14 protein-coding genes are annotated in these 16,305 nt (G+C 68.8%); 4 read left to right on the top strand and 10 right to left on the bottom strand.

Translation table 11 applies throughout. The annotated features are described in order from the left end of the window. The gene (locus BFF94_RS16450; protein ID WP_219139548.1) at positions 1–2,175 is read right to left on the bottom strand and encodes a DUF4132 domain-containing protein; all 2,175 of its coding nucleotides are present in this window, start codon (positions 2,173–2,175) and stop codon (positions 1–3) included. Next, the gene (locus tag BFF94_RS16455; protein ID WP_158062092.1) at positions 2,168–2,314 is read right to left on the bottom strand and encodes a hypothetical protein; all 147 of its coding nucleotides are present in this window, start codon (positions 2,312–2,314) and stop codon (positions 2,168–2,170) included. Before BFF94_RS16455 ends, BFF94_RS16450 begins: the two co-directional genes overlap by 8 nt. Positions 2,315–2,759: 445 nt before the next feature. Between BFF94_RS16455 and BFF94_RS16460 the strand changes: the two genes are divergently transcribed. Continuing rightward, a complete protein-coding gene (locus tag BFF94_RS16460) occupies positions 2,760–4,184 on the top strand; it encodes an aminotransferase-like domain-containing protein (protein ID WP_128848314.1) in 1,425 nt (474 codons plus the stop codon). A 145-nt stretch (positions 4,185–4,329) separates the two neighbouring features. Here BFF94_RS16460 and BFF94_RS16465 read toward each other — a convergent pair whose 3' ends face one another. The 3 genes from BFF94_RS16465 to BFF94_RS16475 form a co-directional block, all read right to left on the bottom strand. Next, a complete protein-coding gene (locus BFF94_RS16465) occupies positions 4,330–5,769 on the bottom strand; it encodes an MFS transporter (RefSeq protein WP_128844372.1) in 1,440 nt (479 codons plus the stop codon). A 145-nt stretch (positions 5,770–5,914) separates the two neighbouring features. After that, entirely contained in the window at positions 5,915–7,066 is a 1,152-nt protein-coding gene (locus BFF94_RS16470; RefSeq protein ID WP_128844375.1) for a CaiB/BaiF CoA transferase family protein, read from the bottom strand. Between the two features lie 7 nt (positions 7,067–7,073). Then, on the bottom strand, positions 7,074–8,024 hold the full coding sequence (locus BFF94_RS16475; protein ID WP_128844378.1) for a hydroxymethylglutaryl-CoA lyase: 951 nt from the start codon (positions 8,022–8,024) through the stop codon (positions 7,074–7,076). 139 nt (positions 8,025–8,163) lie between these two features. Between BFF94_RS16475 and BFF94_RS16480 the strand changes: the two genes are divergently transcribed. Continuing rightward, complete coding sequence (locus BFF94_RS16480; protein ID WP_128844381.1) at positions 8,164–9,081, top strand: LysR family transcriptional regulator; 918 nt, start codon at positions 8,164–8,166, stop codon at positions 9,079–9,081. Positions 9,082–9,150: 69 nt separating this feature from the next. On the opposite strand, the gene moaD is transcribed toward BFF94_RS16480, so the two are convergent. From moaD to fdhD, 5 genes are all read right to left on the bottom strand, one after another. Then, a complete protein-coding gene (gene moaD / locus BFF94_RS16485; RefSeq protein WP_128844383.1) occupies positions 9,151–9,408 on the bottom strand; it encodes a molybdopterin converting factor subunit 1 in 258 nt (85 codons plus the stop codon). 52 nt (positions 9,409–9,460) lie between these two features. Next, positions 9,461–10,039 carry a molybdenum cofactor biosynthesis protein MoaE gene (locus BFF94_RS16490; protein WP_128844385.1) on the bottom strand — a complete coding sequence of 193 codons (579 nt, stop codon included), beginning with the start codon at positions 10,037–10,039 and terminating at the stop codon, positions 9,461–9,463. Between the two features lie 46 nt (positions 10,040–10,085). Continuing rightward, positions 10,086–11,210: a GTP 3',8-cyclase MoaA gene (gene moaA, locus BFF94_RS16495; protein WP_128844388.1), complete on the bottom strand. Its 1,125-nt coding sequence runs from the start codon at positions 11,208–11,210 to the stop codon at positions 10,086–10,088. Between the two features lie 199 nt (positions 11,211–11,409). Beyond that, complete coding sequence (locus BFF94_RS16500; protein WP_219139549.1) at positions 11,410–12,624, bottom strand: molybdopterin molybdotransferase MoeA; 1,215 nt, start codon at positions 12,622–12,624, stop codon at positions 11,410–11,412. After that, positions 12,624–13,484 (bottom strand): formate dehydrogenase accessory sulfurtransferase FdhD, encoded by an 861-nt coding sequence (fdhD, locus tag BFF94_RS16505; RefSeq protein ID WP_219139550.1) that lies wholly within the window; start codon positions 13,482–13,484, stop codon positions 12,624–12,626. Before fdhD ends, BFF94_RS16500 begins: the two co-directional genes overlap by 1 nt. 403 nt (positions 13,485–13,887) lie before the next feature. On the opposite strand from fdhD, the gene BFF94_RS16510 reads away from it, so the two are divergent. Beyond that, entirely contained in the window at positions 13,888–15,288 is a 1,401-nt protein-coding gene (locus BFF94_RS16510) for a cytochrome ubiquinol oxidase subunit I (protein ID WP_128846890.1), read from the top strand. A gap of 3 nt (positions 15,289–15,291) precedes the next feature. Next, positions 15,292–16,299 carry a cytochrome d ubiquinol oxidase subunit II gene (gene cydB, locus BFF94_RS16515; RefSeq protein ID WP_128846888.1) on the top strand — a complete coding sequence of 336 codons (1,008 nt, stop codon included), beginning with the start codon at positions 15,292–15,294 and terminating at the stop codon, positions 16,297–16,299. The last annotated feature ends 6 nt before the right edge of the window (positions 16,300–16,305 follow it).

A 16,305-nucleotide genomic window follows, 5' to 3' on the forward strand; every position in this document is an offset into this window, starting at 1 on the left:
TCAGTCGAGCAACCCCGCGACCACATCGACGATCCGTTGCAGCAGCGCTTCGTCGTAAGGCAGCCACGGCACCGCGCGCAGCGGCGACGGCGGCGGCTCGATCGCGGGTTCGACGGGCTCGCCGTCGCGCGTCACGCGCCCGGTCGCGCAATGCACCGACCACGGGCCGACGCGCACATGGCGTTCATCGATCGTGATCTTCCCTTGCGCAACCGGTTCGGCGAACACGAGCGACAGCACGTGCCGGCGTTGCCGCGCCATCGTGCCCAGCGGCAGATCCGACAACCGGTTCAGGCGCTGCCGGCGTTCCGTTTCGATTTCGCGCTGGCGGACCGCGTCCGTCGTGAGCGCAGCGGCGGCTGTGCGCGTCGCGTCGTCGTCGAGCGCGAACGCGGCCACGCTGACGAGCAGGTCGACCGCGCGTGCCACTTCCGAGAACACGACGCGATCGATCTCGCCGATCGGCAGCGGCACCCAGCGCCGTTCGTGCCGGCGCTCGACGTGCAGCCGGCGCGACGTGCCGTGGCTTTCCGAACCGGGATAGAGCCGGGCATCGACGAGGAAGGTCGCGCGCACGTCGCCGAACTCGCGGACGAGCCCGTCGTCGTATGCGCGGATCGACCAGCCCTCGCGGCGCGCGACGCCGAGCAGCGGCCGGCTCGACAGCACGTGACCTTCGAACATCGCGGAATCGCTGGCCGACGCGTCGTCATCGGCGGGCACGTAGTACTCGCGGAAGGCCTGCCTGACCGGCTGCCGCAGCGCGCGGCCGACGATCGCGCGCTGCCATGCGAGCCGTTCGTCCGCGCCGGCCAGCAGCGGGTGCCATAGCCGGATGTCGCTGTCGGCCGCGATGTCGCACGCGTGCCCGGCTGCGTCGCGCAGCACGACCTTGCCCTTCGCGATGTCGGGCATGAACGACTGCGTCGTGCCGTCACTGCCGCGCGCTTGCCAGATCATGCGCGCGGAGAACGCGGCGCCGGCCGGCGCATCGACGAGCCGCTCGCGCCATTCGGCATGGCCGAGCGTCATCGGCTGCCAGAAGCCGGCTTCCATGCAGGCGGCGAGCATCGCGAGCTGCTTCTTGTCGGGCTTCGCGTCGAGCGTCATGCGCAGCGCGGTATGCGGCCGCTCGCCGAGCGCGCGTTCGGCCGGCTTCAGGTTGCGTGCGAGCTTCTTCTGCACGCCGGTATGACGCACGGCGGCCAGCGCATCGCGCAAGGCGCGCACGCCCTCGGGCGTCGGGATCGTCTCGACCGCGTGGCCGAGCGCGATCGCGAGCGACTGCGACGGCGCGGTCTTCGCGGCCGTCGGCGCGACGCACACGCCCGCCAGCAGCGGCCCGATCAGCGGGCGCAGCCACGCTTCGTCACGATAGGCGGCCACGCGCGCGGCGCGCGCGACGACCTGCGCGTCGTCGGTCGTGAACGCGCGATCGGCCTCGTACGGCACGGTGCCGGCATGAAGCGCCGCGACCTGCCGCGCGGCCTCGGCCAGCGCGTCGTGCGCGAATGCGACATACGCGGCGTCTTCCGCGAGCGTGACGGCCGGATCGCTGAAGTCGATCCACAGCCGCTTCGGTGCGAAATAGCCGTCGTTCGTCGCGGCCAGCGCGAGCAGTGCAGCCGGCCCGAGCTCGGGCAGCACGTCGAGCTCGCGCACGCGAAACGGCGAATCCGCCAGCGCTTGCGCATACGTATCGCGTCGCGCCGAGAAGTCGCGGCGGCCGGCGAACCAGTCGAGCGCATACGCGCCATACGTGGACGCCGCACGCATGCCGCCGTCCTCCGGTTCGCCCGCGATGCGGGCGAGTTCGGCCTGCAGCGCGGGCGACGGCAGCGCGTCGAGGCAGGGCAACGCTTCCAGTGCGCGACGCCACCCGCCGGGCGGGATGTCACGGAACAGTTCGAGCGCGGCATCGGCGTCGACGAGCGGCACGAGACCGAGCGCATCGATCTGCCCGCGCAGCCAGCGCGCGAATTCGACGCGCGGATCGTCGTATGCGAAGTCGCATTGCATGATCGCGTGCTCGGTGCGACGCAGCGCCGGCCAGACCGCGCCGAGCGTGTGCGCGTCGAGTGCCGACAGGTCGATCGGCGCGCCGGTGAAGCGCGGATGGTCGGCGCTGCCGGTCAGCCGCGCGACGAGCAGCGCAACGAGGCCGCGATCAGTCATGCGCGGTCCCGTTGCCGGCGGCGCGCGATGCTTGGCCGGCGGCGCGGCCGGCCGCGTGGTTCTGGCGCCATTTCTGTACTTTCCGGGCGACGCGGGTTGCGCCGCCGAGGTCGGATGCCTGCTCGATCGTGTGCTGCATGGTCTGACTCCGGCAATGAAAACCGTGCGGTCGCACAGTATTGCACCCCAATTGCGGCAGTCGGGCGAAAGGCCGTGCAGCGGGCGCCTCGGGCGGGCCCGGCCGCGCCGCGCAAGGCTTCCGGCCACCCGCCATTTCATAAGACGTACAGTTCTCCCGCCATGCGCGATTCGCGCCGAACTGTACTCTTGTTCGCGCGATCGATGTGTGTACTCGTCGCCAACTGTTCTTCTCTTAAGATTAAACCATCAAGTGCACAGTGCCGCGGATCCGGTCGTACCGGAACCCTGCCGGCGCATCTTCAAGAGAGAGCCAGTGCGATGGAAAAGGCAAAACCGGAGGGAAAGATCAGGAATCACGACGGCCCGATCGGCGGGCGAATCACGCGCGGCCCGGACGCGCACGGCATGGCGGTACGGTTGCGCAGGCCGGCGGGAGGCGCGCGATGAAACTCTATGAAAAACTCGCGGACGACATCGAGCGCCTGATCCGCCAGGGCGTGTACCGGCACGGCGACCGGATCCCGTCGGTGCGGCAGGCGAGCCAGCAGCACCGGATCAGCATCACGACCGTGCTGCATGCGTACCTGCTGCTGGAAAGCCGCGGGCTGCTCGAAAGCCGGCCGCAGTCGGGCTATTTCGTGAACCTGCGGCGCGACGACAGCCATGCGCCGGTGCGCGAGCTGCGGCCGTCGAAGCCGATCGCGATCTCGTCGTCGGTCGACGTGAGCCGGCTCGTGCTGTCGACGCTGCGCTCGATCGGCACGGACGACGCGGTGCCGCTCGGCTCGCCGTACCCGGACCCGAGCCTGTTCCCGTTCGAGAAGCTGAACCGCTACGCGTACGCGGCCGGCCGCGACAAGTCGCTGTGGGGCGTGACGGACGGGCTGCCGCCCGGCCATCCGCGGCTGATCCGGCAGATCGCGCGGCGCTACCTGGAGAACGGGATGTCGGTGGACCCGAACGAGATCATCGTGACGGTGGGCGCGACGGAGGCGATCAACCTGTGCCTGCAGGCGGTCGCGAAGCCGGGCGACACGATCGCGGTGGAATCGCCGACGTTCTACGCGATGCTGCACGCGATCGAGCGGATGGGGATGAAGGCGATCGAGGTGGCGACGCATCCGGAATACGGGATCGACATCGCCGCGTTGGCCGCGATCGCGAAGTCGCAGCCGATCGCCGCGTGCATGGTGATGCCGAACTTCCAGAACCCGCTGGGCTTCCAGATGCCCGACGAGCGCAAGCGCGAACTGGTTGAGTTCGCAACGAAGGCCGGGATGCCGCTGATCGAGAACGGCGTGTACAACGAACTGTATTTCGGCGAGTCGCATCCGAGTTCGCTGAAGTCCTACGACCGCAGCGGGATCGTGCTGCATTGCTCGTCGTTCTCGAAGAGCCTGACGGCCGCGTACCGGATCGGCTGGGCGTTGCCGGGCCGCTATCGCGATCAGGTCGAGAAGCTGAAATTCCTGAACACGCTCGCGACGCCGTCGCTGCCGCAGCTCGCGATCGCGGAGTTTCTCGAACGAGACGGCTACGAGCATCACCTGCGGCGGATTCGCAAGGCGTATGCGCAGCAGGCGAACCTGATGCGCGCGATGGTGTCGCGGTTCTTTCCGGAGGGCACGCGCATCTCGAGCCCGGCGGGCGGGTACGTGCTGTGGGTCGAATTACCCGCCCAGGTCGATGCGATGCGGCTGTACCAGCTGGCGCTGGAGCAGGGGATCACGATCGGGCCCGGCTACATGTTCTCGATCGCGGACAGCTACCGGAACTTCATCCGGCTGAACTACAGCAGCCCGTGGTCGCCGGAGATCGAGCAGGCGGTGATCACGGTCGGCAAGCTGGCGGCGGCGTGCATGCGGTGAACGCGCACGCGGTGTCTTGCGCGACGATCGTGATGAAGTGGCTGCATCGAGGATCGCAGCCGCGCGCGCGCCGATCGTGCGGGGGGCGTCCGGGCGGTGCGGCACGCGTTGGCGCCGGCCGGCGCAACGTCGCGCGCGGCGGGCCTCAGCGATTGAGCTCTTCGAGCCGCAAGCCGTTGGTCCTCGGGCCGAACGCGCCGATGATCACGGCCACGAACAGCATGAACACGGTGATCCCGGCGAACACGCCGGGCACGCCGAAGTCCTTCAGCAGCGCCGCGATGACGAAGCCCGACATCATCGCGCCGATGCGGCTGGCCGAATACACGATGCCGCTCGCGCGGGAGCGCACTTCGGTCGGGAACAGCTCGCACTGGTACGCGTGATACGCGACGGAGATCGTCTGCCCGGCAAGGCTGATCAGCACGCCGAGCAGGATGAGCGGCACGACGGACTTCATCTGCCCGAATGCGAGCCCGCAGACGATCACGATCAACGCACCGCCGACGATCAGGTGCTTGCGCTGGATCCGGTCCGCATACAGCATCGCGAGCAGCGGCCCGGCCGGCATCGCGAACGCGATGATGAACGCGTACAGCAGGCTCTTGGTCACGGTGATGCCCTGGCCGATCAACAGCGTCGGCACCCAGTTCGCGAATCCGTAGTAACCGATTGCCTGACAGAAGTTGAAGGCAATCAGCATCAGCAGACGGTAGCGATAGGGCGCGCGCCACAGCTCGGCGAAAGCCGCACGCCGCACGTCGGGCAGCTCGTCCGCCGGCACGGGCGGCGGCAGAGGCATGCCCGACTCGCGCTCGGCGATCGCTTCCATCCGGCTCACGATCCGCCCGCTCCTTTCTGCGTCGCCGTGCGCGGCCAGCCACCGCGGGCTTTCGGGCACGGCCCGGCGGATGAACCAGACGACCACGGCGCCGGCCGACCCGGCCAGCACCACGACACGCCAGCCGTCGAGCCCGAACACCGTCGTGGGGACGAGCCACCACGACAGGATCGCCGCGACTGGCGCAGCGGCGAACATCACCACCTGGTTGAACGCGATCGCGCGGCCGCGCATCTGCTGCGGCACCAGCTCGGTCACGTAGGTGTCGATCGTGACGATCTCCAGCCCGACGCCGATGCCGGTAATGAAGCGCCACAGCAGCACGCCCTCGGGCGTCGTCTGGAACGCCATGATGGCCGAGCCGATCGAATACCACAGCAGCGAGTACGTGAATACGGTGCGGCGTCCGTAGCGGTCCGGCATCCAGCCGAAGCCGAAGGTGCCGACGAACAACCCCGCGAAGGTCGCTGCGATGAAGGCGGCGATACCGGTGAAGCCGAAGAACGCCTGCGTGGTGGTCTGCAGCAGGCCGCTCTTCGCCATGCCCGGCGCGATATAACCGGTGAAGATCAGGTCGTAGACTTCGAAGAATCCGCCGAGCGAAATCAGCAGCACGAGCATCCACAGATGCCGGGTGACCGGCAGCCGGTCCATGCGCGCGGAGACGTCCGCGCCGGCGTGGCTGCCGGCGCGCACCTGCGGCGGATCGAGCGGGGCGCTGCCCGCGGTGACGGTCTGATGCATGTCTGTCTCCTGACTGTTATGACCGGCGGCGTGCTTCTCCGGGATGCCTGCCTTGTAATGGGTTATAGGCGTACGCCGCGCGCATGGGGCGCCGGATTCCGGACGACCGGCGCCAGGCCGCCGCGCGGCGGGCGCAGGCCACCGCTCATGCGAGCGCGCGGTGCTTCAGCCGTGCCAGCACTTCCTGCGTATGCTCGCCGACGCGCGCAAGCGCCTGGCGCACGCCGGGCCGCCGTCCGCCCATCGTGATCGGCAGCAGGACGACATCGGTCGTGCCGCCGTCGTCGGTCTGCATCGGCACCAGGCCGCCGCTTGCTTTCAGGTGCGGATCGTCGAGCAGTTGCTCGGGGCGGACGATCGGCGCATAGGGAATGCCAGCCGCCTCGAGCTTCGGCGCCAGGTCGGCGGCGCGATGGTCTTTCAGGACGGCGCCAAGCCGTTCGAGCAGCCGCGGCCGTAAGGCGACCCGCGACGCGTTGGTGGCGAAGCCGGGTTCGGCGGCGAGGCCGGGGCACGCGAGCACGTCGCACAGCGTGACGAACTGCCGGTCGCTTACCGCGCCGATGAACAGTTGCTCGCCGTCGGCGAGCGTGAACACGTCGTAGACGCTCCAGGCCGACACGCGCGCGGGCATCGGCGGCGGCGGTTCGCGCGTCATCGCGTATTGCTGCATGTGCTGCGCGCACAGAAACACGCAGTTCTCGAACAGCGCGCTTTGCACTTCCTGTCCGCGGCCCGTGTGTTCGCGTTCGCGCAGTGCGGCGAGCACGCCGATCGCGCCGAACATGCCGCCCATGATGTCGTTGACCGACGTGCCGGCGCGCAGCGGCCGGCCGACCGGCCCTGTCATGTACGACAGCCCGCCCATCATCTGCACGACCTCGTCGAGCGCGAGGCGCCGGTCGTACGGGCCGGGCAGGAAACCCTTGTGCGACACGTAGACGAGCGCCGGATAGCGTTGCGACAGCGTGTCGTAATCGAGGCCGAGCGTCGCCATCAGGCCGGGTCGGAAATTCTCGAGCATCACGTCGCAGGTGCCGATCAGCTCGACCGCGGCCGCCAGGCCTTCGGGCGAATGAAGGTCGAGCACGACGCTCTTCTTGTTGCGGTTGAACGAACGGAAGAAGCCGATGCCGAGGCCGGGCAGGCTGCGCGTCTTGTCGCCGCCCGGCGGTTCGATCTTGATCACTTCGGCGCCGAGATCGGCGAGGATCATCCCGCACGTCGGCCCCATGACCATGTGCGTGAATTCGATGACGCGAACGCCGTCGAGCGGAAGTCGGGTTTCGGGGTTCATGAGGTTCTCAGTCGATAGTGGCGGTCGTGGCGGTCGTGGCGGCGTGGGTGGCGGGCAGACCCGCACGCCACAGCGCGCCGTGCAGCATTTCGCCGTCCAGCCAGCGCGCGATCTTCGCGCGCAGCGTCAGCAGCGCGGCAATGTCGATGCCGGTGTCGATGCCCATGTCGGCGAGCATGAACGCGAGGTCTTCGCTCGACGCGTTGCCGCTTGCGCCCGGCGCATGCGGACAGCCGCCGATGCCGGCGAGCGTCGCGTCGAAGCGGGTAACGCCCGTTTCGAGCGCCGCATAGACATTCGCGAGCGCAAGGCCGCGGGTGTCGTGAAAGTGGCCGCACCAGAAGCGCTCGCCGGCGATGGCGCGTGCCTGTTCGAACAGTGCGCGGACGGCGGCCGGCCCCGCGTAGCCGACCGTGTCGGCGATGCTCACGCGATCGGCCCCCGCGTCGAGCAGCGCGTGCAGGTAGCGCAGCACCTCCGACGGCTCGACGCGGCCCTGGATCGTGCAGCCGAACGCGGTGCCGATGCCGCCTTCGATCAGCGTCTTCGCGCCAGCGGCGTCGCGCGCGGCGCGGATGCGCGCCACTTCGGCGACGACTTCGTCCGGCGTCTTGCGCAGGTTCGCGACGCTATGCGCGCGGCTCGCCGACAGCGGCACCAGCAGCAGGTCGGCGCCCGTGTCGATCGCGCGTTCCGCGCCCTTGAGATTCGGTACGAGTACCGACACGCGCAGGCCGGGCAGCGTCTTCGCATGGGTCACGAGTTCGGCCGTATCGGCCAGTTGCGGGAGCAGGTGCGCCGGAACGAACGACCCGACCTCGATTTCGCGCTGACCGGCGGCGTATGCGTCGCCGATCCACTCGATCTTGCGTTCCGTCGGAAGAATGCGCCGGATGCTTTGCAGCCCGTCGCGCAAGCCGACTTCGCGTATGACTGCATGCTGGGGGAACGACCGCATGTCGCTTGTCTCCGTTGTTTTCGCCGGTGTCGGTGCGCCGGCGTTGTGCTAACTTTAGACATTCCCGATGGACGTTAAAGCGGTATTTCGGAACCTTCGTGTTTCCGAACCGGAATGTCTGAATGCCTGGAGACGGCGGATGCGCGACATCGACCTGAAAACGCTGCGGCTGCTGGTGGCCGTGTGCGAGCACCGCAACATGGCGCGGGCGGCGGAGGCAGCCCATATCGAGCCGTCGGCGATCAGCAAGCGCATCGCGCAACTCGAAAGCGATCTGGGCGTGCCGCTGCTCACGCGCTCGCGGCGCGGTGTCGAGCCGACTGCCGCAGGCAATGCCTTGCTCGAGCACGCGCGCAGCGTGCTCTTCACGATGGAGCGGATCGCGAGCGATGTCGCCGCATTCGGCGGCGGGCTGAAGGGCCGCGTCAGCGTCTGTGCGTCGGCGTCGGCGATCGCGGAGGCGCTGCTCGACGACATCTCGTCGTTCATGCGCGAACCGGCCAACGAGAACATCCGGGTCGACGTGGAAGAGCGGCTGTCGTCCGACCTGGTGCGGCAGTTGCGCGAGGGCGCGGCGAGCGTGGGCGTGTGCTGGGACAATGTCGACCTGCAGGGCTTGCAGTCCCGGCCGTATCGGCAGGACCGGCTCGCGCTGGCCGTGCATCGCGACCATCCGTTGGCGAACGAGCCGTCGCTGTGCTTCGAGCAGACGTTGGGTTACGAACACGTCGGGCTGTTGCCGTCGACAGCCGTCCATACGATGCTGCAGCGAGCCGCCGCCGATGCCGGCACGACCGTGTCGTATCGGGTGATCGTGTCGAGCTTCGACGCTGCGTTCCGCGTTGTCGCGGCGGGGCTCGGGATCAGTGTCGTGCCGGTGGAGGTCGCGCAGACTTATCGGCCGGTGTTCGACATCAGGGTGATTCCGCTCGTCGATGCGTGGGCGAAACGCCGGTTCGTCGTGTGCTTCAGGAGTTTTGATGCGCTGCAGCCGGCTGCGCAGCGGATGGTCGACTATCTTGCGGGGCGGGCCGCGACGCCAGCCGCTCCCGGGTGATGCGCAACGCCCCCGGGGCGTGTGCCGCAACGGTCGATTCGCATCACGACGGGTCGCCCCATCGCGATGTCACCCGCCCGTCACCGGCGGAAAAAACGCGACCTCGCTGTCCTCGCGCACGACGAAGTCCCCGGTCACCATCTCGAGGTTCACGGCCGCCCGCACGGGGCGCTCCGTCCGCAGCGCTTGCGCGCTGCGCGCGTCGCGCGCGGCCAGCGTGCTGCGCAGCGCGTCGACGGTGAGTTCGCGCGCGTCGATCTCGACGGTTTCCTCGTCGAGTTCGAGTTGTTCGCGAATGCTTGCGAAGTACTTGATCGTCAGTTTCATTGCGATGTCTCGAGCAGGGTCGGCGGAATCGGAAAACACGAGGCGGATGCGGTCAGCCCCAGCGCCGCATCGCCTGGTCGTCGTGCGCCTTCGCCTCGACCCAGCCGGATGCGCCGTCGTGCCGGATCTCCTTCTTCCAGAACGGTGCATGGGTCTTCAGGAAGTCCATCAGGAATTCGCACGCATCGAACGCGGACGCGCGATGCGTGGCGGCCACCACGACCAGCACGACCGCCTGGCCGAGCGGAATGCGCCCGACGCGGTGCACGATCCTGACCGCTTCGAGCCGCCAGCGCGCGCTGGCTTCCTCGACGATGCTCCACAGCGCCTGCTCGGTCATCGTCGGATAGTGCTCGACTTCCAGCGCGACGACGTCGTCGACATCGCCTTCGTTGCGCACGACGCCGAGGAAATTCACCACCGCGCCGACATTCGGATTGCGAACGATCGGCGCAAGCTCGGCGCCCGCGTCGATCGGCGCGCACTGCACGCGTACTTCGAACCCGGCGGCAATCGCCGGCGGCGGCTCGGTGTGCGGGTCGGCGTCAGCGTCGTCGGCGGGATGCGAGTGGCTGCCGGTGCGCATCGGGTCGCCCGGCAACGCGGCACGGGATTCGGTGAAGCTCGTCATGACGGTTCTCCTGTAAGCGGTGCGTCCCCTGCCGCGCGGCGGCCCGTCAGCCGCCGACGAGCGACATGCGCACGGTCGGATAGGTCTTGCCCTGCGCGCGGGCCGGCCGTGCGGCCCGGCGCTCGGAATAGCGGTCGTCGCGCTGGGTCCAGCGATCGCGCACGGCGGCGGCAAGCGAATCGGCCGGCGCCGCATCGTCGAGCCATGGCAGCAGGTCGGTGCCTTGCGTCGCGAACAGGCAGGTATAAAGCTTTCCGTCGGCCGACACGCGTGCGCGCGAGCAGGTGCCGCAGAACGGATGCGACACGCTCGCGATGAAGCCGACCTCGCCCGCGCCGTCGATGTGCGCGCAACGGATCGCGGTCGCGTCGTGCCCCGGTTCGCCGACGAGCACGAGCGGATAGTGCTCGTCGATCAGCGCGCGCATCCGCGCGGCCGGCACGACCTTGTCGCCGGACCAGAGGCTCGCGCCGCCGACGTCCATGTATTCGATGAAGCGTACGGTCACGCCGGTATGCCGGAAGTGGCGCACGAGCGGCAGGATCTGGTCGTCGTTCGCGCCGCGCTCGATCACCGCGTTGACCTTGACCGGCGCGAGCCCGGCCGCCTGTGCGGCCTCGATGCCGGCCAGCACGCGCGCCACGGGCACGTCGGCGTCGCTCATCCGGCGGAACACCGCGTCGTCGAGCGCGTCGAGGCTGACGGTCACGCGCGACAGGCCCGCGTCGCGCAGCGTGCGCGCCTTCGCGCCGAGCAGCGAGCCGTTGGTCGTCAGCGCGATTTCGACGGGCTTGCCGTCGACGGTCGTCAGCGCGGCGAGGCGCTCGATCAGGGCTTCGAGGTTGCGGCGCAGCAACGGCTCGCCGCCCGTGATGCGGATTTTTTCGACGCCGAGCGACGTGAACGCGCGTGCGATCTTTTCCAGTTGCGCGAACGACAGCCGCTCGGACGACGGCATGAACGCATAGCCGGCGCCGAAGCTTTCGCGCGGCATGCAGTAGCCGCAGCGGAAATTGCACTGGTCGATGACGGACAGGCGCAGGTCGCGCAGCGGGCGGCCGAGCGTGTCGGACGTGCGGGGGAAGGCGCCGGGCGATACGCCGCCGGATGACGCGGCGGCGGCCGGCGCGGCGGAAACGATGGCATTCACGATCGGTTCGTCGGCCTGCATGAAGTAAGCGGAGGGGCATCGCCGGGCGGCCGTGCATGTGCCGACGTGTCGGTGCACAGGTCGTGACGAGCCTCATCGTGAGGATAGTGCGCCGGACTTTTCCGGCAGGGACACAATCGCGCCCGAATTGCAGGAATACAGTTCGCCGTGCGGCAGGCGCGGTGAACGCGTCGGATCGGGCGGGTGTCAGGCGTCGCGATCATGCGAGCCAGTGCGCGAATTCGTAATACGGTACCGCGTCGCCGCGCGCGATGCGTCGCCCGGCCGGCAGCCGGGCGAGCCCGCTCGCCTGCACGAGCGACTGCAGCGTGCCGGCGCCTTGCTGGCGCAGCGTATCGAGCACGGGTGCGCCGCCGGGGCCGACGGCGCAGCGCACGCGCACGAAGCGCTCGCGCTGCGCATCCGGCTCGAAGCCGATGTCGATCGGCAGCGACGGCACGACCGGCAGGCGCACGTCGCGCCCCTGCAGGCAGCGGATCAGCGGCGCGACGAACAGCGCGAACGCCGTCATCGCGGCCCCCGGATTGCCGGGCAGCAGCACCACGGGCCGCGCATCGAGCCGCGCGAGCGCGACCGGCTTGCCGGGCTTCATGCGCACGCCGGCGACGACGAACGATGCGCCGAGCGCGGCCAGCGCGGGGCGCAGCAGATCCTTGTCGCCGACCGACGCGCCGCCGACGCAGATCACCAGGTCGCAGCCTGCGTGCAGGTCGCGCAGCGCGCGATCGACGGCGGGCGCGGTATCGGCCGCATGCAGGCTCATCGCGACGCCGGCGCCGGTTCCCGATACCAGCGCGGCGAGCATCGGCGCATTGCTGTTGTAGATCTGCTGCGGCGCCCGCGGCTCGCCGCACGCGACGAGCTCGTCGCCGGTCGTCAGGATGCCGACGCGCAGCGCCGGGCGCACGTCGATGCGCGCGAAACCTTGTGCGGCGGCCACGCCGACATGCATCGCGCCCACCCGCACGCCGGCTGGCACGAGCAGGTCGCCGGCGCGCACTTCCTCGCCCCGGCGGCGGATATGCGAGCCGCCGCGCTGCGGCGCGTCGAACGCGACCCAGCCGTCCTGTTCGCGCGCGTGCTCCTGCATCACGACGGTGTCCGCGCCGGGCGGAATCAGGCTGCCGGTGAACAGGCGCGCGGCCGTGCGCGCGGCCAGCGGCGCCGGCGTGTCGCCCGCGTAGCAGCGCTGCGCGACGCACAGCGGCTCGCCGTGCGCGAGATCCGCGTGACGCACGGCGTAGCCGTCCATCGCGCTCTGGTCGGCCGGCGGCTGGTCGAGCACGGCGGTCAGCGGCGCGGCCAGCACGTGGCCGGTTGCTTGCGCAACCGGCATGGAGGCGGATGCGTCGAGCGGCGCGAACGCGCCGGCGAATTGCTGCTGCGCCGTATCGAAATCGATCAGTGGTTTCATCAAGGGAGAGCCGGATGCGCTTGCTCGAGCGCGGGTTGGTCGGGATCAACGGCGTCGGGCGACACGTATTCGACGAAGCCGTCGTTGCGGCAGAAGCCGAGCAGCCGCACGCCGGCTTCGCGCGCGACGCCGATCGCGAGCGACGTCGGCGCCGAGATCGTCGCGATCATCGGGATGCCGACCCGCGCGGCCTTGCGCACCAGCTCGTAGCTCGCGCGGCTCGACAGGAACACGAAGCCCGCGGCGAGGTCGGCGCGGCGTCGCGCGAGCCGGCCGATCAGCTTGTCGAGCGCGTTGTGGCGGCCGACGTCCTCGAACACGTCGAGCACGGCGCCGTCTCGGTCGCACCACGCGGCCGCGTGGATGCCGCCCGTCTCGCGCATCAGCGTCTGGTGGGCCGGCAACGCGCGCGCGGCGCGCGCGATCGCGTCGGTGCCGATGCCGGCGGCAGTTCCTGCGGCCGCGATGCGCGGCGGGTGCAGGTCGAGCTGCGCGATGCTTTCGATTCCACATACGCCGCAGCCCGTGCGGCCGGCCAGCGCGCGCCGGTGCGCCTTCAGCGCCATGAACGCCTGCTGCGACACGGTGAGCCGCACTTCGGCGCTGCCGGGCCGGCATTCGCTTTCGATGTCGAATACGTCCGACGCGCGCTCGACGATGCCTTCGCTCAGCGCGAAGCCGAGGCCGAACACGTCGAGGTCGATCGGTGTCGCCATCATGACCGTGTGCGAGATGCCGTTGAACACGAGTGCAACCGGCGTTTCGTCGACGACGCGATCGACGGCGTCGCGCGCATCGCCGCCACGATGGCGCGTCACATGACACGCGGTGCTGCCGGTCGGATCGTCTCGGTGGGTCATGCGTTTTTCTCCAGGCGGATCGGCCGGCGCGTACGCCGAACGACGGAAATCGATGCTGCCGGGCGGGCGCCGGGTGGCGCGCCACTGCCGCGGGCAGGCGTTGCATCACATGTTAATGGGGTGAACGGCGCGCCTGAGGCACAGCGCCGCAACGCGGAAAGCAGTACAGCTGACCCGCCCGCAGCCACGAAATGTGTTTTCCGTGCACACATCTTCGGGGACGGGAGCAGCACAGTTTCAGCGCGCGTCCGAGTGATTGCGAGTATCGTTGCAAACGCGATATCGTCACTCACGCTTCGATGCCATGCGAGTGCCGGTTTGCGTTCGCATGTGTTGTCGACAAGCCGTCGCACGATTTCCTGCTTCGGGCAGACGTTCTCACAATTACGAGCAAATTACGGTCATGGAAATCTTCGATGCGTTCCATCTCGCACGATTGCAATTCGCGTTCACGGTGTCGTTCCACATCGTGTTTCCCGCGATCAGCATCGGCATGGCGAGCTTCCTGGCGGTGCTGGAATGGCGCTATCTCGTCACCGGCGACGCCGCCTATAAATCCATGTTCCAGTTCTGGTCGAAGATCTTCGCGATCGGCTTCGGGATGGGCGTCGTCTCCGGCGTCGTGATGGCGTACGAGTTCGGCACGAACTGGGCCGGCTTCTCGCGCGTCGCGGGCAACATCACGGGGCCGCTGCTCACGTATGAAGTGCTGACCGCGTTCTTCCTCGAAGCCGGCTTCCTCGGCGTGATGCTGTTCGGCTGGCAGCGCGTGAGCCCGCGCGCGCACTTCTTCGCGACGCTGATGGTCGCGGTCGGCACGCTGATCTCGACGTTCTGGATCCTCGCGTCGAACAGCTTCATGCAGACGCCGCAGGGCTACAAGATCGAGAACGGCCTCGTCGTGCCGGTCGACTGGTTCAAGATCATCTTCAACCCGTCGTTCCCGTACCGCCTCGTGCACATGACGATCGCGGCGTTCATCGTCGCCGGCTTCATCGTCGCCGCGTGCGGCGCATGGCACCTGCTGAAGGGGCGCCGCGACGAGCCGGTGAAGCGCAGTTTCTCGATGGCGCTGTGGATGCTGCTGGTGCTGGCGCCGATCCAGATCGTCGTCGGCGACGCGCACGGGCTGAACACGCGCGAATACCAGCCGGCGAAGATCGCGGCGATCGAGGGGCTGTGGGAAACCGAGAAGGGCGGCACCGCGCTGAACCTCATCGGGCTGCCCGACATGCAGGCCGAAACGACGCGCTACGCGATCCAGGTGCCGCACCTCGGCAGCGTGATCCTCACGCACAGCTGGGACGGCGAGATCCGCGGGCTGAAGGAATTCGCGCCGCAGGACCGCCCGTATTCGCCGATCATTTTCTGGACGTTCCGGATCATGGCGGGCCTCGGGATGCTGATGCTGCTCACCGCGCTGCTCGGGCTGCTGCTCAGAAAGGGCGGGCGCCTGTATGAAACGCGCTGGTTCCAGTGGTTCGTGGTGGGCATGGGGCCGTCGGGCATCGTCGCGCTGCTGGCCGGCTGGATCACGACCGAGGTCGGGCGGCAGCCGTGGACCGTGTACGGCGTGCTGCGCACCATCGATTCGGTCGCGCCGGTCAGCGCGCAGCAGGTCGGCGTGTCGCTGCTGGTCTTCGTGGTCGTGTATTTCCTGGTGTTCGGAACAGGTATCTACTACATGATGAAACTGATGAAGCGCGGGCCGGCTGCCCAGGCCGGGTATATCGAGCTGCACCGGCATCCGGGGCTGCGCAAGAGCGCGCTGTCCACGCCGCTGAACGTCACCGAAGCGGAGTAAGCCATGCAAATCGATCTTCCTGTCGTGTGGGCCGCGATCATCGGCCTCGGCGTGTTCATCTACGTGATGCTGGACGGCTTCGATCTCGGCATCGGCCTGCTGTTTCCGTTCTTCGATGCGAAGGCCGAGCGCCAGGTGATGCTCGACACCGTCGCGCCGGTGTGGGACGGCAACGAGACGTTCCTCGTGCTCGGCGGCGCGGGCCTCTACGGCGCGTTCCCGGTCGTGTATTCGACGCTGCTGCCCGCGAATTACCTGCCGCTGGTGCTGATGCTGGTCGGGCTGATCTTTCGCGGCGCGGCGTTCGAGCTGCGCGCGAAGGCCACCCGCACGCAACACCTGTGGGATCTCGCGTTCATCGGCGGCTCCGCGCTCGCGGCGTTCTGCCAGGGCATCGTGCTCGGCTCGCTGCTGCAGGGCATCAAGATCGAGAACCACCAGTTCGCGGGCGGGCCGTTCGACTGGCTGTCGCCGTTCAGCCTGCTGTGCGGGATCGGCGTGCTCGTCACGTATGCGACGCTCGGCTGCGGCTGGCTGATCCTGAAGGTCGACGGCGAACTGCAGCGCAAGATGCGGCTGCTGATGAAGCCGCTCACGGGCGTGCTGCTCGCCGTGATGGGCGTGGTGAGCCTGTGGACCGTGATCGGGCTGCCGGCCGTCGCGCACCGCTGGTTCGGCGGCGGCAATCTCGTCTGGTTCCTGCCGGTGCCGATCCTCGTCGTTGCGTGCGTGTGGGGCATCTTCCGCACGGTGAAGCGCGAGCACGAGGCCACGCCGTTCCTGCTGACGCTCGCGCTCGTGTTCCTCGGCTACACGGGGCTCGTGATCAGCATCTGGCCGAACATCGTGCCGCCGTCGCTGACGATCTGGGAAGCATCGTCGAGCCATTCGAGCCAGCTGTTCGCGCTCGTCGGCACGGTGATCGTGCTGCCGATCATCCTCGTGTACAACGCGATGCAATACCGCGTGTTCCGCGGCAAGGTGCGCGAGGGCGACGTCGGTTATCACTGAGCGGCG

The organism is Burkholderia catarinensis (assembly GCF_001883705.2).
In the GTDB taxonomy this organism is placed as follows: domain Bacteria; phylum Pseudomonadota; class Gammaproteobacteria; order Burkholderiales; family Burkholderiaceae; genus Burkholderia; species Burkholderia catarinensis.